Raw genomic sequence first — 23,173 nt, 5'->3', positions numbered from 1 at the left:
TGGCGCCGCCTACGCTCAGCGGCGCCTGGCCATCAGCTCAATACGGTACCGACGGCAAACAACAGATTGGTCAGCAACGCACCTTTGACCATATTTTCTAGCATCGGGCGCATCGCCTCTGGGGAACGCTGATGAAACACATAGCTGGCGTGGCGATAGAGCATCGGGATCGCTAGGACGAACAGCCAGCCAACCAGGCTGCGTAGATCCAACAGTGCGAACAGCGCCAGGCAGAGCACCGCACCACCGAGTAGCGCCACATGGTAATAGCGAGCGTTACGCGGCCCGAGGCGTACCGCCAGGGTGTTCTTGCCATTACGCGCATCGTTCTCAATATCGCGTAGGTTATTGATGTTCAGTACAGCGGCGGCCAACAACCCACAGGCTGTTGCCGGCAGCATGACCACCTGATCGAAGGTTCCGGCCTGGAGATAGTAAGTCCCCGCGACGCTTAGCCAACCGAAGAAGATCAATACCGAAATGTCGCCCAATCCCATGTAACCGTAAGGGCGAGTACCAACGGTGTAGGTGATGGCGGCGATGATAGCCATGAGGCCGAGTAGCAAGAATCCAATGATATCCTGGGGTTTTTGGCAGGCGACGGCGATTAACGCGACGCCGGAGACAATGGTCAACAGGACGGTAATGATCAGGGCGCGTTTCATCTGTGCCTGGGTGATCACGCCTTTCTGCATGCCACGCAATGGCCCGATACGCTCTGGGGTGTCGCTGCCTTTGATGGCGTCGCCATAGTCGTTGGCCAGATTGGAGAGGATCTGCAACAACGCGGCGGTCAGCAGCGCCAACAGGGCGATAGCGAGGCTAAAGGTATGTTGCCAGGCGGCGATGGCCGAGCCGGTGACAATCGAGGCCAGAGCCAACGGCAGCGTGCGCAGACGCAGACTTTCTAGCCAGGCACGCGGCCGGCTGATCGGGGTTAATGAAGTCATTATATGGTTTCAATCACTAGAGGCATGCGACCATCAGCGATGCGCTGAGCGGCCCGTTGCCGGGTTATCTCATGTGTTTATCTTAACAAACCGTTAGCTATCTGTTGCTTCAACCAGTGGCAATAAAAAGGGGGAAGGCGGACGCCTTCCCCTGACAACGATCGAAAAGGACGGTTTCTGGATCGATTATAGAATAAACCGGCTCAGATCTTCATCTGCTACCAACTCATCGAGGTGATTACGGACATAATCGGCATCGATGGTGATGGCGGTACCGTTCATTTCGCTGGCATCGAAGGAGATCTCCTCCATCAGACGCTCCATCACGGTATGCAAACGGCGGGCACCGATGTTTTCGGCACTCTCGTTGACCTGCCAGGCGGCTTCGGCGATACGGCGGATACCGTCGGCGGTAAAGGTGATGTTAACCCCTTCGGTTGCCATCAGTGCCTGGTACTGTTCGGTCAGTGAAGCGCTAGGCTCAGTCAGGATGCGCTCGAAGTCTTCGGTGGTCAGCGCCTGGAGCTCGACACGGATCGGTAGGCGGCCCTGCAGTTCAGGGATCAGATCGGCAGGGCTAGAAACCTGGAAGGCACCGGAGGCGATAAACAGGATGTGATCGGTTTTGACCATGCCGTGCTTGGTATTGACGGTACAGCCTTCGATCAGTGGCAACAGGTCACGTTGTACCCCTTCGCGCGAGACATCCGGCCCTGAGCTTTCGCCCCGCTTACAGATCTTGTCGATCTCGTCGATAAAGACGATGCCATTCTGCTCGACGGCCTCGATGGCCTGATGTTTCAGCTCTTCAGGATTGACCAGCTTGGCCGCTTCTTCTTCGATCAGCTGCTTGAAGGCATCCTTGATCTTAATCTTGCGCGGCTTGGTCTTTTGCCCGCCCAAGTTCTGGAACATGGATTGCAGTTGGCTGGTCATCTCTTCCATGCCTGGAGGCGCCATGATTTCGACACCCATCGGTGCGGCCGCCAGTTCGATCTCGATCTCTTTGTCGTCCAGCTCGCCCTCGCGCAGCTTCTTGCGGAAACTCTGGCGTGCCGGTGAGTTCTCGTTGCTTTGTTCGGCCTGTCCCCAGTTGTTCTTGGCCGGCGGGATCAATACATCCAGGATGCGCTCTTCCGCCATCTCTTCGGCGCGGTAGCGGTTCTTTTCGATGGATTGCGCTCGGATCATCTTCATCGCTGAATCGGTCAGATCGCGGATGATGGAATCGACTTCCTTACCAACGTAGCCGACTTCGGTAAATTTGGTGGCTTCAACCTTGATGAACGGAGCATTGGCCAACTTGGCCAGACGGCGTGCGATTTCGGTTTTCCCGACACCGGTTGGACCGATCATCAGGATGTTTTTCGGTGTGACTTCGTGACGCAGCGCCTCGCCGAGTTGCATGCGACGCCAGCGGTTACGCAGCGCGATGGCGACGGCGCGTTTGGCGGAGTGTTGGCCGATGATGTAACTGTCGAGTTCACTGACAATTTCGCGTGGGGTCATCTCAGACATGATGTGCAGTCCTTACGCTTTATAATCTAATTCTTCAATGGTGTGGAACTGGTTGGTGTAGATGCAGATATCACCTGCGATCCCCAGCGCCTTTTCTACGATGTCGCGGGCGCCCAGCTCGGTGTTTTCCAGCAGTGCGCGAGCGGCGGCTTGAGCATAGGGGCCGCCGGAGCCGATGGCGATCAGATCGTTTTCCGGTTGGACCACATCGCCGTTACCGGTGATGATCAGCGAGGCGTTTTCATCGGCGACGGCCAACAAGGCTTCCAGCTTGCGTAGCATACGATCGGTACGCCAATCTTTGGCTAACTCGACCGCTGCCTTCACCAGATGACCTTGGTGCAGCTCCAGTTTGCGTTCGAACAGTTCAAACAGGGTAAAGGCGTCGGCGGTACCACCGGCGAACCCGGCGATGACGCGATCGTTGTACAGGCGGCGTACCTTGCGGACGTTACCCTTCATTACGGTATTGCCCAGCGTGGCCTGACCATCCCCACCGATCACTACTTTGCCGTTACGGCGAACGCTAACTATTGTTGTCATGAACAGACCCCCGTGGCTGAAAAGTGATCCTCCCGTCGCATAGGACGGGAGGCATTACCTGATCAAATGGGGGAGATTTTGGGAATTTCAACCCCCGCTTGCCAGCGTGATACAGCCGGCCATGCCATTTCCTTTTAGGCGGCTGATCATCTTGTCTGCCGCCGCCCGATTGGCATAGGGACCGAGCAGTACGCGATGCCAGCCACCACCGCTGGTGATGCGGCTTTCGATACCGCCGAAGGCTAGCTGGGCGCGAACGGACTCGGCTTGATCGGTATTACGGAACGAGCCACATTGGATCAGCCACTTCTGGCTGCTCGCCTTCTCTTCCGCTTTCTCGGCCGGTTTCTCTCGGGCCGGTTGCGGCGCCGGGGGCGGCGTTACGACGCGCTCTTTCTCCCGCTCTCGATTCACGGGAGCGGGCGTCTGCGCCTGGCTTGGGCGCGACGGGGCGGCATTGCTGGGCGCTTGAGAGAATGGATTACGCGCCACCGGTGCCGGTTGAGTCTGGCGCACCGGCTCCTGATACGCTGGCTGGGGAGGCGGGGTGGGCTGGCTATAACGCGGCTCCGGCATCCGGCTATTATGCGGGGTGACGGCCACAGGAGACTGATCGTTATAGGGTACCTCGGATAGCTGTGTCGGTGCCTGGCGCATGTCGGCCTGCATTTGTTCCAACAGTTGGCGTTGTTCTTCGGTCAACTGCGGCTGTCCCTGCGGGGGCATCCCCCCGCTCGGTTCGGTCGGCATCGTGACGCCGACTTGGCGGTTTTCCAGCTCCTTGATATAGCGCCAGCGCTCTTCTGGCTTCGGTGGTAAGCCATTCTTCGGATGCGGCGACGCCTCCGGTAGCAGCGTATCGCCGCCCGGTTTATGCTGGGTCAGAAAATAGAGGCCACCGGCAAAGGTTGCCAGCACGGCCAGGGCGAGCACCATCATGGTCCGAGATACCCCAGAACCCGAGCGCCGTTTCTTTCCCCGGCCATTGCTTTTGCGTTTGGCGCCCGAAGCGCGCCCACGACTCACATAGTCTCTTTGTGCCACTGTCGTTTCGCTACAACTCAATAGTCAATATCAAGACGCCATGTTACTGAACTCAGGTGTAATTCACTAGCGTTTCGCCACCGCTGTGCTGCCACGGATAATTAGCTCGCTTTCCAACAAGCGTGAACCGCTGACAGTCCGGTGATGATGCAGCTGCTCCAGCAGTAAGAGCATGGCCTCGCGTCCAATCTGGTAGCGGGGTTGGGCCACGGTAGTCAGCGGTGGATCGACATACTGCGCGAGGCGAATATCATCGAAGCCGATGATCGAGAGATCATCGGGCACGCGGATCCCCATCTTCCTCGCTTGGGAGAGTGCCCCGATCGCCATCACATCGCTATGACAGAAGAGGGCGGTGGGTGGTTGCGGCAATGCCATCAGCTTAGCTAACGCCTTGGCTCCGGCCTCGAAGGTGAAGTCGCCGTGTACCACATAACCCGCCTCGTTGAGTCCACAGCGGCGCAACGCCTGGATGTAGCCCTGTAGACGATATTGACTCAGCGGCATGTGCTCTGGACCGGCAAGGCAGCCGATACGCTGGTGGCCCAGATCGTGTAGGTAGAGCACCGCTTTGAAGGCCGCGGTCAGATTGTCGATGTGTACGGTTGGCAGCTCCAGTTCGGGGGCGAATTCGTTTGCCATCACCATCGGTGGTAGATTGCGTTGCTCCTCCTTGCTGGCATCGAAAGGGATGTTGGAGCCGAGCAACAGCATGCCGTCGATCTGCTTGGTGATAATCAAGTTAACGAAGGTTTTCTCTTGTTGCATCTGCTGGGCACAGTCGCCGAGCAACACCAGGTAGCCATGCTCGGCGGCGGTGCGCTCGATCCCTTGGATCACCTCGGCGAAGAAGGGATCGCAGATGTCCGGGACGATCACCAGGATGGTGCGTGACTCCCCTCGCTTGTTGCTGCGGGCTAGGGTGTGTGGGGCGTAGCCGACGGCTAAGACGGCCTGCTCCACTTTTTGCCGTGTCGCGGCGGAGACTTTCTCTGGATTCATTAAGGCCCGCGATACCGTTGCGGTCGATACGCCGGCATATTCCGCCACATCTTTCATGGTGGCGTTCATTGCTTTCTCTTCCAACGCGTTTCTCCTTGCGTCAGTCCATACTGGCGCGATGATATGACTTCCCGATCATTATCCCGCGGCGAAGGTAACGATTGCGCCAGCGATAGCACTGCCATACCCGGCGGCATGTTGCTCCATTACCGGGAATGGCTGCCCTGAGCGGGCAGCCGATGGGTATACGATCACATATTAAACGGAACAGCGGGAAGGACCGTTACTTAATTTGCAGGAAAAGTGTGATGTAAATAGATTTTTTCGATCCTGATCGCACTTCATTCGCGCTGAGGAAGCGCTTAACTGTCGATCGGGTCGACATCGAGCGACCATTTTACCCGCTTGTAGGCCGGCAAGGTTGGGAGCAGGGGTAACGTCGCCTGGAGTAATTGCTGTAAGCGGGCGCGTGAGGGGTGCTGCAACAACAGCTGCCAGCGATAGCGTCCACCGCGTTTGGCCTGGAGCGCCGGAACCGGCCCGAGTAACCAGAGTCCTTCGTCACGCAGCGGATGTGTCTCCAGTAGGGTGCGTAGTTGTTGCAAGAAGGCGTTGGCCTGTTGGTTATCGTGGTCATCGGCTCGCACCATCACATGATGAGTGAAGGGTGGCAAGAACACGCTTTGGCGCTCTTGCAGCGCCTGGCAGGCGAAGGCATCGTATCCTTGATGCAGTAGTGTTTGCAGCAAGGGGTGGTCGGGATGATGGGTCTGGAGTAGGACTTCGCCGCGTTTGCCGGCGCGTCCGGCACGTCCGGCCACCTGGGTGTACAGCTGGGCAAAACGTTCCGCGGCATGAAAGTCAGCGGAGAAGAGTGCGCCGTCGACATCCAGGAGTGCCACGAGCGTGACGTTGGGGAAATGGTGGCCCTTCGCCAGCATCTGTGTACCGATCAGAATACGCGCCCCACCCTGATGTACCTCGGCTAGCTGCTGTTCTAAGGCGCCCTTGCGGCTGGTGGTATCGCGATCGATGCGGGTCAATGGCACCTGTGGAAACATCTCGGCCAGCTCGTGCTCCAACTGCTCGGTACCGAGACCAACAGGCACCAGATGGGTCGAGCCACACTGTGGACACTGGCGGGGAACGGGTCGCTGACTGTCACAGTGGTGGCAGCGTAGCAGGTGTTGACCCTGATGCAGCGTGTAGAAGTGATCACAGCGTGGGCATTCGGCGATCCAGCCACATTCATGGCACAGCAGCGCCGGGGCATAGCCACGCCGATTGAGAAACAGGATCACCTGGTTACCGGCATCGGTATGCTGGCGGATGCGTTCGATCAGCGGCGGAGCCAGGCCCGCTTTTAGGGGCAACCCCTTGAGGTCGATCAGATGCTGCGTGGCGGGCTTGGCGTTACCGGCTCGCTGAGTGAGGCACAGGCGGCGGTATTTCCCGACCTCGACGTTGTGTAGCGTTTCCAGTGCCGGGGTAGCGGAGCCGAGCAGGATCGGGATCCCCTCCAGATGGGCGCGCAGCACGGCCAGATCGCGGGCATGATAGCGCCACCCCTCCTGTTGCTTGTAGGAGCCGTCATGCTCCTCATCAATGATGATGCCACCCAGGCGGGCGAAGGGGGTGAACAGCGCTGAGCGCGTGCCGATGACGATGGCACTTTCACCATCGCGGGCACGTAGCCAGGTCGCCAGTCGTTCGCTGTCGTTGAGCCCGGAGTGCAGTACGTCTACCGGCACATTAAAACGCTGTCGGAAGCGGGCGATGGTCTGAGGGGTCAGGCCGATCTCCGGCACCAGTACCAGTGCCTGTTTACCGCGGGCCAACAGGTTCTCTATGACACTCAGGTAGACCTCGGTCTTGCCGGAGCCCGTTACCCCGGCTAATAACCAAGGGCTGAATTGTTCGTCGTCGGCGCGGATGGCGCCGACGGCGGTTGCCTGTTCAGCATTGAGTGTCAGGCGATCGGTGTGAGGGATAAAGGTGGAACGCCACTCTTTAGGCGCTGCCGACTCGCTTTCTAAGGCGATGAGTCCTTTGTTTTTTAATGCCGTAAACGCGCTGTCGCTGAGATCGAACTCTTCGACCTGGTGGCGATAAAGCGTCTGACGTGCCAGGATAGCTAACACTTGTTGTTGCTTCGGCGCGCGCGTCAAGGTGGCGGGGTCGACACGCTCACCCTGTGGGGTCAGATGCCAACGCCAACGTGGGGGGTGACAGGCTGCTTTACCCTGGCGTAATAGCATCGGCAGCGCATGAAATAGTACCTCCCCGATGGGATGGTGGTAGTAGTCGGCGGCCCAGCGCAGTAGACGCCATTGCGTGGGACTGAACAGCGGTTCGCTATCGAGGCATTGCTCGACACTTTTCAGGTTTTCCGGTGCCAGCTCGCTGTGTTCACTGGTCGCGACGATGAGGCCAATCATGGTGCGATGCCCAAAGGGAACGCGGACGCGACAACCCGGTTGAGCGAGCATGTCGGCGGGTAATAGGTAGTCAAAGGTGCGGGCCAAAGGTACGGGCAGCGCTACATGGGCTACGGACATCGCGTTTTCCTGCAGGTGAACGGCGTTACAGTGTACACCGGATGGTGCTGGGATCGATGTGGGTGATTGCGTTAGGCGGCTATTTTCTGTATGATTCGCCGCCTTTGATATCGTTTTGTATCAAACCCAATTTTATCAACCACGCGTGGTGTCTGGCGGAAGAGGGCCGGATAGCGACGCGGCCTTAACAGAGGTTTTCCCATGAAAGAAGGTATCCACCCGAACTACGTTGCTATCACTGCAACCTGCTCTTGCGGCAACGTGATCAAGACCCACTCTACCGTTGGTCACGATCTGAACCTGGACGTGTGTGACAAGTGCCACCCGTTCTACACCGGTAAGCAGCGTGATGTCGCTACCGGCGGCCGCGTTGACCGCTTCAACAAGCGTTTCAACATGGTTGGTTCCAAGTAATTTGGATCCGGCGAAAAAGGCACCCACAGGGTGCCTTTTTTTATGGGATCTATCGCGTGGGGTCTTTGCCTTAGCAAGACAATGTGGGCGTGCTCTCCAGTTTTTTGCACGCTCGTCGTCTAGTATACACATGCCCTCGGTGCGTCGAATTATTTCCGCACGAGAGCGACGTTCTCGCGGGGCGGAAAATCTACCCCATTAGGCTAGTAGCTTTGATATCAGCCTGCCTCGCCATATTATTACGGCGCGGTATGGGCATGGTTGATTGCGAGTCGCCCTCGCATCAATGTGGTGACTATACCCGTACCCTACAAGGATGGATTCTTTATTCCATCATTAGCTGAGATGTGGGTACAATTCTAAAATACGTCGACATAGCGCCTGTATTTCCCTTATTTTAATGGAAAGATAGCCAGGATTGACTTGATTGCGCTCGCAAACTAATTTCCGGCTGTGGCCAAGCACAAAATAGTCGCGTAGTGCCATGATGACTTTTGCGCTACGCACAGGCGAGATGTCAACCAGTAGGCGAAATTGCTCTTCAGTTACTTCCCCTGGTTGCAATGCATAACCAGGGTGAGTGAACTCTATTTTTTTCATAGTATTACACCGTAAAGTTATGTGTGAGTATAATCACTCAACTATTACTCTCTCCTTTGAGCTATGAGTGGGTATAGTGCAATACCCCGATAAAACAAGGGTAAGAAATAATGTAGAGAGACAGTAAAAAAACTCCTTAACTGATTAAATAAAATATCAGTGTGTTATGGAGTAGCGATAGATGACAATAATGTATCTTATCCTGATATATTATCCTCTTGAATAAGGCTCAGACGGTCTATCCATCCTTAGCTTGTTATAAGTACAACCGACGATATCTATCGCACTATAGGTATACTGGTATTTATATACTCATGGTGTGGCAAAACAGTTCAGTGAGACGAGATACAACATAGCCTCTTTAATCGTTAATGGATTATCAACATACTAGCTGTTAGCACTTGGTCATCATCGATAGCCTATACTTATTCTGAATAAACAATCAGGTTTTATATTGCTGAGAGCAGTATATGTTATCTCTTTTCTTATATAAAGATAAAAGTATGAAATCAAATGCTAGTTTTTTAACAAACAGGTGGTTCTATTCACTATAAATAAAGCGATATTTAGATATAAAATCTGTATTCATTGCTAATTTATAGTATAAAAATAATAAAAAGTGATAAATATCGATAAAATTATCTATTTTATTGAATCGTGGTTATTTAGACTTAACCTAAATGCATGAGGAGAAATATCTTAATTCTTTTCTAATAAAATACTCATTAAAAAGAAAAAATATAAAATATATAAAAAAAGATGAATGGGAAATAAAAAGTAGTGAAAATATTATTGGTGCTATCACTCCTCGTCGATTTCAGGGGATAGGCCGTTGAGCAAAGGGAGGTGAGAAAGAGACATCAATAGTGAATCCAGCAAGGTGCCGGAGAGCGCTGCAACAGGAAGAGGGTCATCGATTCAGTGAGCGGTGTGTGGTATGGGAGGCAGAGACGAAGGCCGGAGTCGTCGGTGATGCGCCGAGGGCGGCGCAGTACCATCCGGCCCTGTACCTTAGTATTCCCAGCTTTCCGGGTCGATCCCCAACTGGCGCATCAGCTCTTTGGCGGCTTCGGGGATCTCGTTGCTACGATCTTTGCGTAGATCGTCATCATCCGGTAGTGGTTGTCCGGTAAAGGCATGCAGGAAGGCTTCACACAGGAGTTCGCTGTTGGTGGCGTGGCGCAGGTTATTCACCTGGCGGCGGGTACGCTCATCCGTGAGGATTTTTAACACCTTCAGTGGAATGGATACCGTAATCTTTTTAACCTGCTCACTTTTTTTGCCGTGTTCAGCGTATGGGCTAATGTATTCGCCGTTCCATTCTGCTGCCATGAGGAGATACCTTCACAAAAAATTATTCCGAGACCAACGGGCTATTATGCCCGATTGTATCCCGTATCCCTAATACAAACCGGGATACGCGGGGGGATCCGCGCGGCAGATCGCGTTTCATGCGCCGGCGCTGACGGTGGATACCCATGATAAGATTGAGTCAATTTTAGCGGCTAATCTCCGCCATCACAATCCATACGCAAAGACTTTTAGATGTCTGGACGTATTGACGTCCAATTTTGCAGCGGTTACGCTCTATCCATTCTCGCGACCATCTCAGGGAGGGTAACCAGGTGAGTTATCAACCGGCAACTCAGGCAGTGCGCTGTGGATTGAACGACGATGAGCAGTATGGCAGCGTGGTTCCCCCGATCCATCTTTCCACCACGTATAACTTTACCGACTTCAATCAACCCCGCGCCCATGATTATGCCCGGCGCGGTAATCCGACTCGCGACGTCGCCGAACGGGCGCTCGCGGAGTTGGAGGGCGGTGCGGGCGCGGTGATTACCGCCAGCGGTATGGGGGCGATTCACCTGATGTGTACCGCATTACTCTCACCGGGAGATCTGTTGGTTGCGCCGCATGATTGTTACGGTGGTAGCTACCGGTTATTCGATAGTCTCGCGCGGCGCGGTGCCTTCCGCGTGATCTTCGTCGATCAGGGAGATGCTCAGGCGTTAGCTCAGGCGCTGGCACAACGGCCGAAACTGGTGCTGATCGAGACGCCGAGTAATCCGCTACTGCGTGTGGTGGATATCGCCGCACTCTGCACGGCTGCCCATCAGGTAGGCGCATTAGCGGCAGTGGATAACACCTTCCTCAGTCCGATATTACAGCAACCCTTTTCTTTGGGGGCGGATCTGGTACTACACTCCTGCACGAAGTACCTGAATGGCCATTCCGATGTCGTCGCTGGGGCGGTGATTGCGCGATCGGCCGAGCTGGCACAGGAGTTGGCTTGGTGGGGGAATAACATTGGCGTGACGGGTGCCGCCTTCGACAGCTATCTCTTGCTGCGTGGCCTACGCACGTTGGCACCGCGCATCGCATTACAGCAGGCCAATGCCTTACGTATTGTCGATTGGTTGCAACAGCAGCCTCAGGTTGCACGTCTGTTTCATCCTTCTCTTCCACATCACCCCGGCCATGCCATCGCCCGGCGTCAACAGCGCGGTTTTGGCGCCATGCTCAGTTTTGAATTGCTGGGTGACGAGGCCTATTTACGGCGTTTCCTAAAAGCGCTGCAACTGTTTACACTGGCAGAGTCCCTGGGGGGGGTGGAGAGCCTGATCTCCCATGCCGCCACCATGACTCACGCCGGCATGGCGCCGGAAGCGCGCAGGGCGGCAGGCATCAGCGACAGCCTGCTGCGAATTTCCGTGGGAATTGAGGACGGTGATGATTTAATCGCTGATCTGGAACAGGCATTTCAGGCAGCAGCAACGAGGTAAGTGATGAGTGCACAAGCGGTAACGGGGCAGCAAGCGGCAGAGCGCCAGCTGCATAAGTTTGGCGGCAGCAGCCTGGCGGATGTGAAGTGTTATTTGCGTGTGGCGGGAATCATGGCGGAGTATAGCCAACCCGGTGACATGATGGTCGTTTCAGCGGCGGGTAGTACCACTAACCAGCTGATTAGCTGGCTGAAGCTCAGCCAAAGCGATCGGATCTCTGCCCATCAGGTACAGCAGGCCTTGCGCCGTTACCAGAGTGAGCTGATCTCGGGGCTATTGCCTGCGGAGATGGCCGAGCCACTATTGGCGCGTTTCATCCGCGATCTTGAGCGCCTGGCTGCCCTGCTCGACGGTACGGTTGATGATGCGGTGTATGCCGAGGTCGTCGGGCATGGCGAGATCTGGTCCGCCCGTTTGATGGCGGCGGTGTTGCAGCAGCAGGGAATGGAGGCGGCCTGGTTAGACGCGCGTGATTTCCTCTGTGCCGAACGTGCCGCACAACCGCAGGTCGATGAAGCCCGCTCTCACCCCTTGCTGCAGAAATTGCTGGCCGAGCATCCTGCTAAGCGCTTGGTTGTGACCGGCTTTATCAGCCGCAACGGTGCGGGGGAGAGTGTGTTGCTGGGACGCAATGGTTCCGACTACTCCGCCACCCAGATCGGCGCCTTGGCAGGTGTGCGCAAGGTGACCATCTGGAGCGATGTCGCCGGGGTCTACAGTGCCGATCCGCGCAAGGTCAAAGATGCCTGTCTACTTCCGTTGCTGCGCTTAGATGAGGCCAGCGAACTGGCTCGCTTAGCGGCTCCGGTTCTACATGCCCGCACGCTACAGCCCGTCTCTGCGAGCGATATCGACTTACAACTGCGTTGCAGCTATCAACCACAGCAAGGGTCAACGCGTATTGAGCGGGTACTGGCCAGCGGTAACGGTGCCAAGATTGTCACCAGCCATGATGATGTCTGCCTTATCGAGTTACATGTTCCGGCAGATCATGAGTTTAACCATGTACAGCAGGAAGTGGAGCGCATCCTGACACGTGTGCAGCTGCGTCCGCTGGCGCGGGGGATTCACCGCGACCGTCGCCTGATCCAGTTGTGCTATACCGCCGAGGTGGTGGGGAGTGCCTTCAAGCTGTTGGAGGAGTCGGCGATCCCCGGACTGTTGCAATTGCGTGATGGCTTAGCGTTAGTGGCGATGGTCGGTGCCGGCGTGAGTCGTAATCCACTGCATGCCCATCGTTTTTATCAACAGCTGAAAGAGCAGCCGGTTGAGTTTATCTGGCAGTCGGAGGAGAGCATCAGCCTGGTGGCGGTGTTGCGCTGTGGGCCGACTGAAGCCTTGGTGCAGGGACTGCATAGTTCGCTCTTCCGAGCGGAGAAGCGCGTCGGTCTGGTGTTGTTCGGCAAGGGCAACATCGGTTCGCGTTGGCTGGAGCTGTTCACCCGGGAGCAGGGTAACCTCTCTGCGCGCAGCGGCTTCGAGTTTATTCTGTCCGGGGTCGTCGATAGCAATCGTAGCCTATTGAATTACGAGGGGTTAGATGCCAGCCGGGCGTTAGCTTTCTTCGACGAGGAAGCTCAAGCGATGGATGAGGAGACGCTATTCCTGTGGATGCGTGCCCACCCTTATGATGATCTGGTGGTGTTGGATGTGACTGCCAGTGCTGCGTTGGCGCAGCAGTACCGCGATTTCGCCAGTTATGGCTTCCATGTGGTCAGCGCCAACAAACTGGCCGGTGCCGCGGCCAGCCAAGAGTACCGTCAGATCCGTGATGCTTTCGAGAAGACAGGGCGTCACTGGCTGTATAATGCCACTGTCGGCGCCGGCCTGCCGGTCAACTATACCGTGCGTGATCTCCGTGATAGCGGTGATACGATCCTTTCTATCAGCGGTATTTTCTCCGGTACGCTCTCCTGGCTGTTCCTGCAATTTGACGGTACGGTGCCATTTAGCGCCTTGGTGGATCAGGCTTGGCAGCAAGGGCTGACGGAGCCGGATCCGCGGGTTGATCTCTCCGGTCAGGATGTGATGCGCAAGCTGGTGATCCTGGCGCGTGAGGCGGGTTATGACATCGAGCCATCACAGGTGCGAGTGGAGTCGTTGGTCCCCGCCGGTGGGGAGCAGGGCTCCATCGACCATTTCTTCGAGAATAGCGAGGCCTTGGACGAGCAGATGTTACAGCGCCTGGAGGCCGCTAATGAGATGGGGCTGGTATTGCGCTATGTGGCTCGTTTCGATGCTAATGGCAAGGCGCGTGTCGGTGTTGAGGCGGTACGCGCCGATCACCCGCTGGCGGCATTGCTGCCATGCGATAACGTCTTCGCTATCGAGAGTCGCTGGTATCGTGATAATCCGTTAGTGATCCGAGGCCCGGGTGCCGGGCGGGACGTGACCGCAGGCGCTATTCAGTCCGATCTCAATCATCTGTCACGCCTGTTATAAGGTCTCTCCCTACCCGGCGTGCTGGGTAGGGATTTCCTCTTGTGCGCACTGCATGGTTTTAGGGTATACTCGCGCCCGCGAGGGAAGATCGTCGTCTCCGGTGAGGCGGCTGGACTTCAAATCCAGTTGGGGCCGCCAGCGGTCCCGGGCAGGTTCGACTCCTGTGATCTTCCGCCAAACCTCCTCCGCACTCATCCGAGAACATCTAAAAAACCTTTATTTTTCAATAAATATAGCGAATCACTTATCTGTAATAGTCCGGTGCGTTCTCTCTAAATTCATGAAAATATGTATAGTGGTGTGTATAAGCTTTTTGTACACATTTCTGTCTAATAGACATGGTGCTGAAAGAAATACAGCTCAGACGAGCTAATCCCATAAATTATGGGCGAAGCAGTATCTTACCCTTACGCGATGATTGCAGACTTGCTGTTACCGCCTTTTTTATATCACTCATCGGATAAATCGTATCCACGGGTAGTCTTAGTGTTCCTTTTTCTGCCAGGGCGATAAGCCTTTCCATCATCGCTTTTCTTTTTTCTTCGGCCATGGACTGATTGATTTTCTTCTGCCAAAATCCTTTGACCGTAATCTGTTTGAATGCAATGTCTGCCGCAGGGATGTGCATCGGCGCCCCTGACATCGAACCGAAGGAAACCAGCAGGCCATTTTCGCTGAGTAGTGCCGTTAGCGCCTCTGTTGCTGACCCTCCAACAGAATCAATGGCATAACTGATAGGCGCGCCGGCTGTCAGTGCATGAACTCTTTGCTGCCAGTGTCGGTTAGCGGTCGAAACGACATACTCAATACCTTGCTCCGTCAACATTTTTTCGGTTTCATTGTCACGAACGAGACTGAGGGTATTCACCCCCTGTTCTCTTGCAAGGATCGATAGGGATTTGCCAATAGCGCCTCCTGCCGCATTTTGAATGATCCATTGCCCAGCATTCGCATTTAAAAATTCAAGTAGTAACAGTGCACTAAATGGCATCGAGCCGAGCTGTGCCCCCACCTCGTCACTGATGGTATCGGGAATAACCGTTAATATTTCCGCTGGAGCCAAGAAATAGTCAGCCCATACGCCCATAATGGGTGATCCCACAACACGCTGACCTGGTGTGAGCGATTTGACACCATCACCGACAGCATCGATGATCCCCAAGGCCTCGCTACCACCGATTGCGGGCAAATTGGGCTTGTGGCCATATGTTCCACGGATTGTCCATAGGTCGTGGTTATGAATAGGGGATAAAATGGTTTTAACTCTGACCTGATTAAAGCCTAGTGATGGCAGAGATGTTTCTGCTTCATTAATGACTTGAGAAGGCTCGCCAAATTGATGATAAATCGATGCTCGCATAAATCCGCTCCTTAAAGATATTTGTATAAAATCCTAGCGATGATGTTCCAGTTATGTTTGTCACTGGATTCTTGGTAAGTGTTGGCTCATATGATTTTTGGTTTTTAGTATGATGTAAATATGAGCAGCTTTATTAAAGTTGTTGGTGTGTTCTAGCTACTTTTTGATGATGCGCATTAACATATCGCTATCTGGTTTGGTGAAAAGTGAGGAAAGTATTTCAAAATGATTGACATGATCTACCGCTCTCAGCGAGGTCGCGTGACCGTGCTGTTGTAACTTTTGACTATAGCTGAGGGATTGCCCTTTGAGTTCTGGTTGCTCATCACCACCATAGTAAATATACATCGGTAGTGAGTGCTTGTTTGCCGGATGAATATTATTTATGGGGCTTAGTTTTATAATTTCATTATCGCTGAGTTGTAAGGCAGCACCAATTTTCTTGGTCGCGGCAATGGGCGATAGATCAAACAGGCCGCTGATAGGTAGCACGGCTGAGTTGACGACCGGATGATCTTTCCAGAAGGCAGCAAGGTGGCCACCTGCAGAGTGCCCAGATAAATAGACCGGTAGACCAGACAGATTATTATCATTCATATACGTCTGTAGGGTATCAAGAGCTCGGCCTACCTGGTTGACTAAGGCGGTCATGCCTACTCGTGGTACTGTTTTTCCATCTACCACATTCTCCTTTGTGAGGTCATACTCGATTAATATAACATCAATATTATTTTTTAATAGTTGCTCACCGATAAAAGCATAAGATTCCTTTACTTCACCTTGCCAATATCCACCATGAATAAAAATAAATATACCACGGGTGTCTTTGTGACTAAATGTTGGGTTATGGAAATGATCAAAGCTTTCTCGAGAGCTCAGACCATAAGGAATGTTTTTTTTATAAATGTATTTATCGTAGATACGCTTACTTTTTTCTTGGAATACACGAAGTTGCTGCCTGGCTTTACCTAAACCAATATAATGTAAGGTATCGTAATCCTCAATATCGGTTTTATTAGCGGTATGAAATTTATTTACTCTGTTTTCTTCTTGAGTGACGCTTTCACTTGCTTGTGTCGACGCAGTACAGGCGAGGCCTAAGGCGACAATTAGACTCATAGCTTGACGGCTCACAGAAACTCCGGTAGCGGGTTTGTCGTTGTAGTTGGTTTCGAAGATAATAGAAATTGCTGATGAATAAACGCAGTATTTTTGCGGCAAACTAATGCAAAAATGCATCTTGACCAGGAGCTAAGATGAATTGGGACGACGCTAAAATTTTTCTCGCTCTCTATCGTGAAGGTACCCTGAGGGGCGCCGCCCGCAGGGTGGGGGTTGATCAGGCCACGATCGGGAGACGTATCGCCGCCATGGAGCACGCGTTAGCCGCCACGTTATTTCTACGGACCCCGAAAGGTTATCGTCTGACCCATACTGGTGAGGTCGTGCTCGCCAGCGCCCAGCAGATGGAGTTAGCCGCGACGGACTTTGTTCGTGCCGCCCAAGGGGTCGATAAGCGATTGGTCGGCGAGGTGAATGTAGCGACGACCGATACCCTAGGCACGGATTTCCTGTTACCCGCCCTAGGCGCTTTGCATCGTAATCATCCTGATATAAGGGTGATCCTTAAGGCGTCTACACAGGTGGTTAACCTGACCCTGCGTGAGGCCGATATCGCCATTCGCACGGTGAAGCCGACCAATCCCGACTTGGTCATCCGTAAGCTAGCCTCTTGGCCGATCGGCCTCTATGCCTCACAGGCGTATCTGGCCCGTCATGGCCTGCCGAAGATGGGTAACGGCTTGCGTGGTCACTCTTTGGTCGTTTACGAGCCCCACTGGCAGAGCTCCCGCTTCACCACTATCCTGGCGGAGCCAGCTGATGGCGCTAAGATAGCCGCAGGGGTCGATACCAGTCTGATGTTACGCCAAGCGCTTTTGATGGGGCTGGGGCTTGGCGAGATGCCTATCCCACTGGCAGAGCAGGCGGGATTGGTGCGGATCTGGCCAGAGCGGCAACGTGCCAACCCTTATGAAATATGGTTGGTCACTCATCAGGATGTACAGCAAGCTGCGCGAGTCAGAGCGGTGATTCATGCCATCGAAACGGCCTTCGAGGCGGTGTTTTAAATCTTGGCGACTCAATAGCGACGATAATTTGTTGATGGATTTCGGTCAGAAAGGGTCAACACACATCACCGTGAAATGACTCTCTCTTGTGGAGAGAGTGAGCCGTGCTATCGGAAATTATTATCCTGGGATAGTGACTTTATAACCAAGCAGGATGAGAAAATTAGAAAAAATATTTTGGCTTATCGCCATTAAGAAAAATTGCTTGATGGTGTCCCGTAGGCCGCTTCTGTCATCGCGCCCTCTACGTCTACTTATGGATAAAAATAAATTTATAGTTTTTATAAACAAGCCATTCTTAAAAATTAATTATTCTAATGACTTGAGCTTGGCTCATTAGAGCCCCCTCCATTGTCCGCATCCTCTCTCGTATCATATCTATTGCTTTCTAGTTAAACATTGATTTTATAAATCATTACTGCCATCGACTTTACCCTGATAAGGCGGAGTCGTTATTTGAATTTCATAAAGTGTAGCCATAAAGTGGGCAAGGTGCACGAAGTTACACCTTATCGATTGAATCGTTCACTAGAGAGCGCAGAGTAATGTGGTGAACACGATCATAATGAACCATGGCTATTCATCTCTTGTCGCGTTACTTACTCAGTCGATTGATATTCAATACAGTATGACAACCTCGTTGTCACTCGTCGTTCATGCTTATTCACTGAGTTGCCTTGATTATATTAATGACTCGATCAGGATTAATATTATGGAACGCAGTCCGGTAAAAAATACACTGATGTGGCTACCGCTTATTGTCGTCTGTATCGCCCAGATAGGGACTTCCGGCGATAACGCCGTGCTCTCGATAGCGACCAATGAGTTTATCCATAAGTTGGCGGCCTCAATGGATCAGGTGCAACTGGCCAACATTGTCTACAGCTTGTTGGCCGGTGCCCTGATGGTCTTTGGTGGCATGTTGGGCATCGCCAAGGGATTCAAGCGTGTTTTTATGGCGGGAGCAGCCTTATGCGTGGTCGGCGAGGCGCTGGCCGTGATGGCTCCGACCATGGCGCTACTGATTTGGGGCGCGCGGACACTTACCGGTTTAGGCGCCGCCCTGATGATCCCATCTGTTTTGGGCGTGATTGTCTCGCTGTATGAGGGGAAGGCTCGCGCCATTGCTTTTGGCGGCGTGGGGGCTGCGACCGGTTTTGCCGTGGTGATTATGCCTGTCGGTGCGGGTTTTATTATGGATTTACTCGGCTACCGTGCGGCGTTTCTGACGCTATCGGTGTGGTTTATCGCGGTTTTTCTGGTTGCGTGGAGGAGTATTCCGGAGATTAAGCCGAGTCGCATACGCATTGACTATCTCGGTACCCTGCTGGTCTCGCTCGGTTTACTGTCCTTTATCATCGGCTGTTCAAAGATCAGTCTATGGGGATTGATTGAACCGATGTCTGCTCCTTTCACCTTCTTGGGGGTGTCTCCGGCCCTGCCTTTGGCACTCCTTGGCGTCATAATCATGGCGGTGACCGTATGGGTAGAGAAGCGTATTGAAGAAAAACATGGTGCCGCATTACTCCCTCGTTCTTTTCTTCGTACCCGCCAGGTGCGCAATGGGCTATATGTGACCGGGCTTATTTTTGTGGTCTTCGGCGGCGCTTTTTTCGTGATTGTCTCTTGGGTTATGGTCGTCGCCGGATGGAGCGGGATTGAATCCGGTCTGGCCATGATGGTCATGGCCATCCCTATGATCGTGCTGTCTCTTACTATTCCAAAGAAAGCCAGTCACCTCTCTCCTCGTGGGGTTGTGCTGGCCTCCACGGCGATGGTGGTAGCCGGAACTGTATTGATACTGAGTGCATTATTGCCTGATGGCTTCGATCCGATACTGATGTATCCCGGCCTCGCCCTGCTTGGTGCCGGACAGGGTGGGTATTCCTCTCAGTCTGCCATGATTGTGGCGGCGGCCCTGAATCCCCGTGATGCGGCACAATCTGGTGGTATTCAATGTTCTACGCGCAATGTTTGGCAGGCGGCAGGTGTGGCGATCATTGGCGCGGTGATGTTGTTCGGCTCGACCGCTATCTTTAAAAACCGGATTGAAAATGGCGAGGTCTCCACGATCGTAAAGGTTTATGTCGCCAACACGCCGGTTCATGGTTTTATGGCCAATCAGGCCATGTTGGAACGCATTCAGAATGCCGGAGCCTCGGCCGAGGAGGCGGAGAAGGCGCTGGCTATCTATAAAATTGCCCGTATTGAATCAGCTCGTTGGGCGTTTTGGTCACTAGTACTGTTGGTATTACTCCATATTCCCGGTTTTATGGGTATCCCCACTCAAGGCTGGACGGTGAGGGCAAGCAGCGAAAAAGTGGGTAGCGATTAAGTTATCTGATAATTCTATGCGTGAAGGAATCAATAGTATGAAAATGGATAATATTGCTTTTCGTTTGATTGATATGACGAGTCCGGTAACGCTATTTCTCGCTAAGAAAGTCATTACTATGGATCCGGCGGCTCCATGTGCCGAATGTGTCGCCAGCCAACATGGCACGATTGTGGCGGTGGGGCCGACAGAGACGGTCATGAAAGCATTAGCGCTACACCATTGCGCCATTGAGGTCGATGATAGGTTTCGTGAATATTATATTTATCCGGGTTTCTCCGAACACCATATGCATCCCCATATGATGGGTGCATTCTTGCGTGATGCTCATTATATCGGTTATGTCGACCGTAAAGGCGTGGATGGGACGCGCCTTCCGGGCATTCAGTCCGTTGACGCATTAATTGAGCGACTTCGGCAGCTGCTCCGCCACGATCATGCTCGTCTGGCCTCATCGGCTACACAGTGGCTAAACTGTTGGGGATTCGACCCTCTCTTGTTGAATAATGCGGATGTCAGCCGTGATGTCTTGGATCAGGTCTCGACGGAGTACCCTATTTGTCTTAGCCATGCTTCCGGGCATGTTATCAATGTGAACTCCCGCGCATTAACCCTGTGTGGTTATGAGCGCATGCCTGCCGACCCTAACCTATTTTGTTATGAAGATGGTCGTTTAAACGGCACCATTGCAGAATTGGCGATGATGCAACCCGCCATTGCTAATGGCGCCGCCCGTATGGATTTCTCTCTAGAGGGATTACTTGATGCTGGAGAAATCGCCACTCGGATTGCCCGTATACATGGTTGTACATCGATTACGGATAAAGGAACCAATATTCCTGTGATACCGGGGAATATGGCAGCAGAAGCCTGGATTAAGGGGGCGGCGCAGAAGCGGTTACATACTCGCGTTATTATGGAACCGTGGTTTTCCACGATAGAACGTTGGCGATACAAGACATGGTCGGGATGGGAGGCGGTCGAAGCCTTGCGCAATGAATATCATCCGCGCCTGAGCGTGGGAAATTATAAGTTATTAGCCGATGGTTCTATCCAGGCCTTTACGGCGCACCTATTGCCAGATCAATCATATGTGACGCCAGGTAAACCGAATGGCTTGTTGCTGATGGATGCAGACGCGATGGCTAAGCATATTGCTCTGGCCGAGAGTCATGGTATGTCGTGCTCGATCCACACCAATGGTAATGGTGCTACCGAGGCGGCGCTGGAGGCTATCGCCCTGGTTCGCGCCAATAATCCGAACCCTGGTTTCCGCCATTCTTTAGAGCATTGCCAGCTGGCTACAGAGAATCAGTTTTACCGCATGGCAAGGCTCGGTGTCACACCGAATTTATTTGCCAATCATCTCTACTTTTGGGGCGACGTACACTGCAAGTACACGGTCGGTCCCCACGGCGTCCGTCGGATGGATGCCTGCCGCAGTGCTACCCGCTATGGATTGAAGCATGGAGTGCACTCTGACGATATGGTGACGGAGGTCGCTCCGCTCTTCTCTGCCTGGTGCGCCGTCAATCGCCGCTCCCTGACTGGGGTCGTTTATGGTGAGGATCAGTGTCTCACCGTGGATGAGGCCATGCGGGTGATTACGTATAACCATGCATGGCTGGCGCACCAAGATGATGTACGCGGTAGCATTGAGCTGGGTAAATGGGCAGATTTTACCGTGCTGGAGGAGGAGGCCACGGAGGCTGTTCGTGAGCGGCTGAAGGATATTCGTATTATTGGGACGGTGATTGGTGGTGACGATATCATGCTTAATTGATGGAGCGGGGGAGGTCTGTACCTCCCCTCGGTAGCCATGCTAAATCTGCGTGGTGTAAACAATCGCCACGAACCTGACTTGAGAGCAATGGTTGGGTTCGCCATGTTTAATATTTCATTTACGTTGATGTTGTTCCCTCAATATATTTCTGATGCCTATCTTTATGGTTATGAAGTGATGGGCGGGATGATGGCTTGTTGGGGGGCTGGCGCATTTATCGGCCTATGGCTATTTCGATCTCTCCGTGGCATGCGAAGCCTGTCCTGTTGGGGCGGCTCGTTGCTCTTGCTGTATGCCATATTGATGTTGTTGGTTCCTGCGTATGTCTCTGTTGTCCTACTGGCCTGTACACTCTTTCTCTTGGGGATTATCCATAGCTGCTTATGCCTCCTGTTGTCGCTCGGGGCATTTCCCCATCAAGTGAGTTTCTCACGATGTTGGCAGCCTGATCGCTGGCCGCTGTCATTGATCATCGGAGAGGTGAGCGGTATTTCCCTTGCCGCGTTGATGCCGGATCCTGTGCGGGGAATTTCGTTGGGGGGGCTGGGAGGGCTTGCCGCCGCTATTTTCTATGGATATCTGGTACCTGGGGCGCGTGTCGTGTCGGATGTTCCGATTGCGCGGCACTGGTCGGTCATGGAGATCATGGTGACCAGACGCTTATTCATGGTTATTGGTTGGGGGAGTATCTGTTTGGCCTCCCATATGTTGTTTATGTCGTTTCCCACACTGATGAAGACGCTCTTTGACTTTTCTACATGGCAATCCGGCATGGTGATAGCCGTTTCTGATTTGATTGTATTGGGTTTTTATCCTGGGATGCGCGTGTTGGGGCCCCGCTGGGGGGCGGGATGGGCTTGGCTGGGGGTATCAATCATCTCGTTGCTCATTTTCCTGCTATTTTCGTTTTGTGCTGTGAGTTTGATTTCGTCGATCATGGTGATGCTAAGTGTCCACTGTTGCTGGCTTGTGTTTGTGATATCCAGCGTACAGCAGGGGAGCGCGGCCTTTTGTGGTGCTAGCGGCGGCGTATCTGTGCCATATTCCGTGATATTTTTCTCCTGTATTGCCTACCTACCAGCCGGCCTGCTCAATAGTTACCTAACGATCACTCTGGGTATGGCCTATCTTCCTCTATTTGCTGTGGGGATCTGCCTGGTGGGAATAGTCTGTGTACTGGGTGGCCAGGTATTATCCGCTATGACGCCAGGGCGTTGAGCGGGATTGGTCTGTCGAGAATCGGGCCCCGCTTCAAGATTAATTCTAGGTAGGTCGATGATGAAAATTCTTTGTTTTCCGGCAGCGGAGGGGGGAGCCGCACCGATGGTACATTTCCTTGGACAGTTGTCTGGGAAGTTAGCCGAGTCGATTAAAAAGAAGTTGATCGCTTTCAGTACCCAGGAGACGATCTACTCCTCCTCAAGTCTAAAAATCCTGAAACCCACGATATGGGGATATAAAGGCACTATCTATAAACTCCGTGTGGATTGTGGCGCACAGTCTGCGCGGGTGCTATTTACCTTGAGCCGTTCTAACGATCTGGTGGTGCTGCACGCCTTTTTGAAGAAAACACGTAAGACGCCCCCGAAAGAGGCCGAAATCGCGATACGTCATTTAGCGGCATTAAATGCAGGCGCTGATCCGGTTCCTTTATTTCCACATGATACCTAACGAGTGAGCCTGATACGCCAATCCGTGATGAGGGGAAG

18 protein-coding genes and 1 tRNA gene are annotated in these 23,173 nt (G+C 53.4%); 9 read left to right on the top strand and 10 right to left on the bottom strand.

Features of this window, described 5'->3' with window-relative positions; all coding sequences use genetic code 11:
• Nucleotides 1-32: 32 nt before the first annotated feature.
• The 6 genes from ACEQFP_RS05670 to priA form a co-directional block, all read right to left on the bottom strand.
• Nucleotides 33-950 carry a 1,4-dihydroxy-2-naphthoate polyprenyltransferase gene (locus ACEQFP_RS05670; RefSeq protein WP_068870232.1) on the bottom strand — a complete coding sequence of 306 codons (918 nt, stop codon included), beginning with the start codon at nucleotides 948-950 and terminating at the stop codon, nucleotides 33-35.
• A gap of 186 nt (nucleotides 951-1,136) precedes the next feature.
• Nucleotides 1,137-2,468, bottom strand: a complete 1,332-nt coding sequence (gene hslU / locus ACEQFP_RS05665; RefSeq protein WP_005290936.1) for an HslU--HslV peptidase ATPase subunit — start codon at nucleotides 2,466-2,468, stop codon at nucleotides 1,137-1,139.
• A 12-nt stretch (nucleotides 2,469-2,480) separates the two neighbouring features.
• Complete coding sequence (gene hslV, locus ACEQFP_RS05660; protein WP_370547124.1) at nucleotides 2,481-3,011, bottom strand: ATP-dependent protease subunit HslV; 531 nt, start codon at nucleotides 3,009-3,011, stop codon at nucleotides 2,481-2,483.
• An 87-nt stretch (nucleotides 3,012-3,098) separates the two neighbouring features.
• Nucleotides 3,099-4,055: a cell division protein FtsN gene (gene ftsN, locus ACEQFP_RS05655; protein ID WP_370547125.1), complete on the bottom strand. Its 957-nt coding sequence runs from the start codon at nucleotides 4,053-4,055 to the stop codon at nucleotides 3,099-3,101.
• A 66-nt stretch (nucleotides 4,056-4,121) separates the two neighbouring features.
• Nucleotides 4,122-5,126: a DNA-binding transcriptional regulator CytR gene (gene cytR / locus ACEQFP_RS05650; protein ID WP_005290926.1), complete on the bottom strand. Its 1,005-nt coding sequence runs from the start codon at nucleotides 5,124-5,126 to the stop codon at nucleotides 4,122-4,124.
• Between the two features lie 293 nt (nucleotides 5,127-5,419).
• Nucleotides 5,420-7,615 (bottom strand): primosomal protein N', encoded by a 2,196-nt coding sequence (priA, locus tag ACEQFP_RS05645; RefSeq protein ID WP_005290923.1) that lies wholly within the window; start codon nucleotides 7,613-7,615, stop codon nucleotides 5,420-5,422.
• A gap of 201 nt (nucleotides 7,616-7,816) precedes the next feature.
• On the opposite strand from priA, the gene rpmE reads away from it, so the two are divergent.
• Complete coding sequence (gene rpmE / locus ACEQFP_RS05640) at nucleotides 7,817-8,029, top strand: 50S ribosomal protein L31 (protein ID WP_005290918.1); 213 nt, start codon at nucleotides 7,817-7,819, stop codon at nucleotides 8,027-8,029.
• Nucleotides 8,030-8,365: 336 nt separating this feature from the next.
• Here the strand turns inward: rpmE and ACEQFP_RS05635 are convergent, their stop codons facing one another.
• Both ACEQFP_RS05635 and metJ read right to left on the bottom strand, forming a co-directional pair.
• Complete coding sequence (locus ACEQFP_RS05635) at nucleotides 8,366-8,629, bottom strand: PapB/FocB family fimbrial expression transcriptional regulator (protein WP_005295615.1); 264 nt, start codon at nucleotides 8,627-8,629, stop codon at nucleotides 8,366-8,368.
• A 1,011-nt stretch (nucleotides 8,630-9,640) separates the two neighbouring features.
• Complete coding sequence (gene metJ / locus ACEQFP_RS05630; RefSeq protein WP_005290910.1) at nucleotides 9,641-9,961, bottom strand: met regulon transcriptional regulator MetJ; 321 nt, start codon at nucleotides 9,959-9,961, stop codon at nucleotides 9,641-9,643.
• A 293-nt stretch (nucleotides 9,962-10,254) separates the two neighbouring features.
• On the opposite strand from metJ, the gene metB reads away from it, so the two are divergent.
• From metB to ACEQFP_RS05615, 3 genes are all read left to right on the top strand, one after another.
• Entirely contained in the window at nucleotides 10,255-11,415 is a 1,161-nt protein-coding gene (metB, locus tag ACEQFP_RS05625; RefSeq protein WP_005295611.1) for a cystathionine gamma-synthase, read from the top strand.
• Between the two features lie 3 nt (nucleotides 11,416-11,418).
• The gene (locus ACEQFP_RS05620; RefSeq protein WP_068870230.1) at nucleotides 11,419-13,857 is read left to right on the top strand and encodes a bifunctional aspartate kinase/homoserine dehydrogenase II; all 2,439 of its coding nucleotides are present in this window, start codon (nucleotides 11,419-11,421) and stop codon (nucleotides 13,855-13,857) included.
• A gap of 82 nt (nucleotides 13,858-13,939) precedes the next feature.
• Nucleotides 13,940-14,034: transfer RNA gene (locus ACEQFP_RS05615), tRNA-Sec, on the top strand.
• Nucleotides 14,035-14,239: 205 nt separating this feature from the next.
• Here the strand turns inward: ACEQFP_RS05615 and ACEQFP_RS05610 are convergent.
• Nucleotides 14,240-15,217, bottom strand: coding sequence for a zinc-binding dehydrogenase (locus ACEQFP_RS05610; RefSeq protein WP_068870228.1), 978 nt, complete (start codon nucleotides 15,215-15,217; stop codon nucleotides 14,240-14,242).
• 156 nt (nucleotides 15,218-15,373) lie between these two features.
• Entirely contained in the window at nucleotides 15,374-16,351 is a 978-nt protein-coding gene (locus ACEQFP_RS05605) for an alpha/beta hydrolase (protein WP_139108572.1), read from the bottom strand.
• A gap of 122 nt (nucleotides 16,352-16,473) precedes the next feature.
• Between ACEQFP_RS05605 and ACEQFP_RS05600 the strand changes: the two genes are divergently transcribed.
• The 5 genes from ACEQFP_RS05600 to ACEQFP_RS05580 all read left to right on the top strand — a co-directional run bounded on the left by ACEQFP_RS05600 (nucleotide 16,474) and on the right by ACEQFP_RS05580 (nucleotide 23,135).
• A complete protein-coding gene (locus ACEQFP_RS05600; RefSeq protein WP_035602877.1) occupies nucleotides 16,474-17,346 on the top strand; it encodes a LysR family transcriptional regulator in 873 nt (290 codons plus the stop codon).
• Between the two features lie 550 nt (nucleotides 17,347-17,896).
• A complete protein-coding gene (locus ACEQFP_RS05595; RefSeq protein WP_254654742.1) occupies nucleotides 17,897-19,681 on the top strand; it encodes an MFS transporter in 1,785 nt (594 codons plus the stop codon).
• A gap of 37 nt (nucleotides 19,682-19,718) precedes the next feature.
• Nucleotides 19,719-21,464, top strand: coding sequence for an amidohydrolase (locus ACEQFP_RS05590; RefSeq protein ID WP_005295602.1), 1,746 nt, complete (start codon nucleotides 19,719-19,721; stop codon nucleotides 21,462-21,464).
• A gap of 102 nt (nucleotides 21,465-21,566) precedes the next feature.
• On the top strand, nucleotides 21,567-22,682 hold the full coding sequence (locus ACEQFP_RS05585) for a hypothetical protein (RefSeq protein ID WP_139108571.1): 1,116 nt from the start codon (nucleotides 21,567-21,569) through the stop codon (nucleotides 22,680-22,682).
• A gap of 57 nt (nucleotides 22,683-22,739) precedes the next feature.
• Nucleotides 22,740-23,135, top strand: coding sequence for a type II toxin-antitoxin system RelE/ParE family toxin (locus ACEQFP_RS05580; RefSeq protein ID WP_005290887.1), 396 nt, complete (start codon nucleotides 22,740-22,742; stop codon nucleotides 23,133-23,135).
• Nucleotides 23,136-23,173 lie beyond the last annotated feature (38 nt).

The sequence above is a fragment of the Edwardsiella sp. A.80236 genome (assembly GCF_044540725.1).
Lineage (GTDB): Bacteria > Pseudomonadota > Gammaproteobacteria > Enterobacterales > Enterobacteriaceae > Edwardsiella > Edwardsiella tarda.
The sequence above is the reverse complement of the archived record's forward strand: the minus strand, read 5'-3'. Positions and strand labels throughout refer to the sequence as shown.

Excerpts from the sequence above, each read along its gene's own strand:
- ACEQFP_RS05670 (WP_068870232.1), bottom strand. The coding sequence starts at position 950 with ATGACTTCATTAACCCCGATCAGCCGGCCGCGTGCCTGGCTAGAAAGT.
- hslU (WP_005290936.1), bottom strand. The coding sequence starts at position 2,468 with ATGTCTGAGATGACCCCACGCGAAATTGTCAGTGAACTCGACAGTTAC.
- hslV (WP_370547124.1), bottom strand. The coding sequence starts at position 3,011 with ATGACAACAATAGTTAGCGTTCGCCGTAACGGCAAAGTAGTGATCGGT.
- cytR (WP_005290926.1), bottom strand. The coding sequence starts at position 5,126 with ATGAACGCCACCATGAAAGATGTGGCGGAATATGCCGGCGTATCGACC.
- priA (WP_005290923.1), bottom strand. The coding sequence starts at position 7,615 with ATGTCCGTAGCCCATGTAGCGCTGCCCGTACCTTTGGCCCGCACCTTT.
- rpmE (WP_005290918.1), top strand. The coding sequence starts at position 7,817 with ATGAAAGAAGGTATCCACCCGAACTACGTTGCTATCACTGCAACCTGC.
- ACEQFP_RS05635 (WP_005295615.1), bottom strand. The coding sequence starts at position 8,629 with ATGAAAAAAATAGAGTTCACTCACCCTGGTTATGCATTGCAACCAGGG.
- metJ (WP_005290910.1), bottom strand. The coding sequence starts at position 9,961 with ATGGCAGCAGAATGGAACGGCGAATACATTAGCCCATACGCTGAACAC.
- ACEQFP_RS05620 (WP_068870230.1), top strand. The coding sequence starts at position 11,419 with ATGAGTGCACAAGCGGTAACGGGGCAGCAAGCGGCAGAGCGCCAGCTG.
- ACEQFP_RS05610 (WP_068870228.1), bottom strand. The coding sequence starts at position 15,217 with ATGCGAGCATCGATTTATCATCAATTTGGCGAGCCTTCTCAAGTCATT.
- ACEQFP_RS05600 (WP_035602877.1), top strand. The coding sequence starts at position 16,474 with ATGAATTGGGACGACGCTAAAATTTTTCTCGCTCTCTATCGTGAAGGT.
- ACEQFP_RS05590 (WP_005295602.1), top strand. The coding sequence starts at position 19,719 with ATGAAAATGGATAATATTGCTTTTCGTTTGATTGATATGACGAGTCCG.
- ACEQFP_RS05585 (WP_139108571.1), top strand. The coding sequence starts at position 21,567 with ATGTTTAATATTTCATTTACGTTGATGTTGTTCCCTCAATATATTTCT.
- ACEQFP_RS05580 (WP_005290887.1), top strand. The coding sequence starts at position 22,740 with ATGATGAAAATTCTTTGTTTTCCGGCAGCGGAGGGGGGAGCCGCACCG.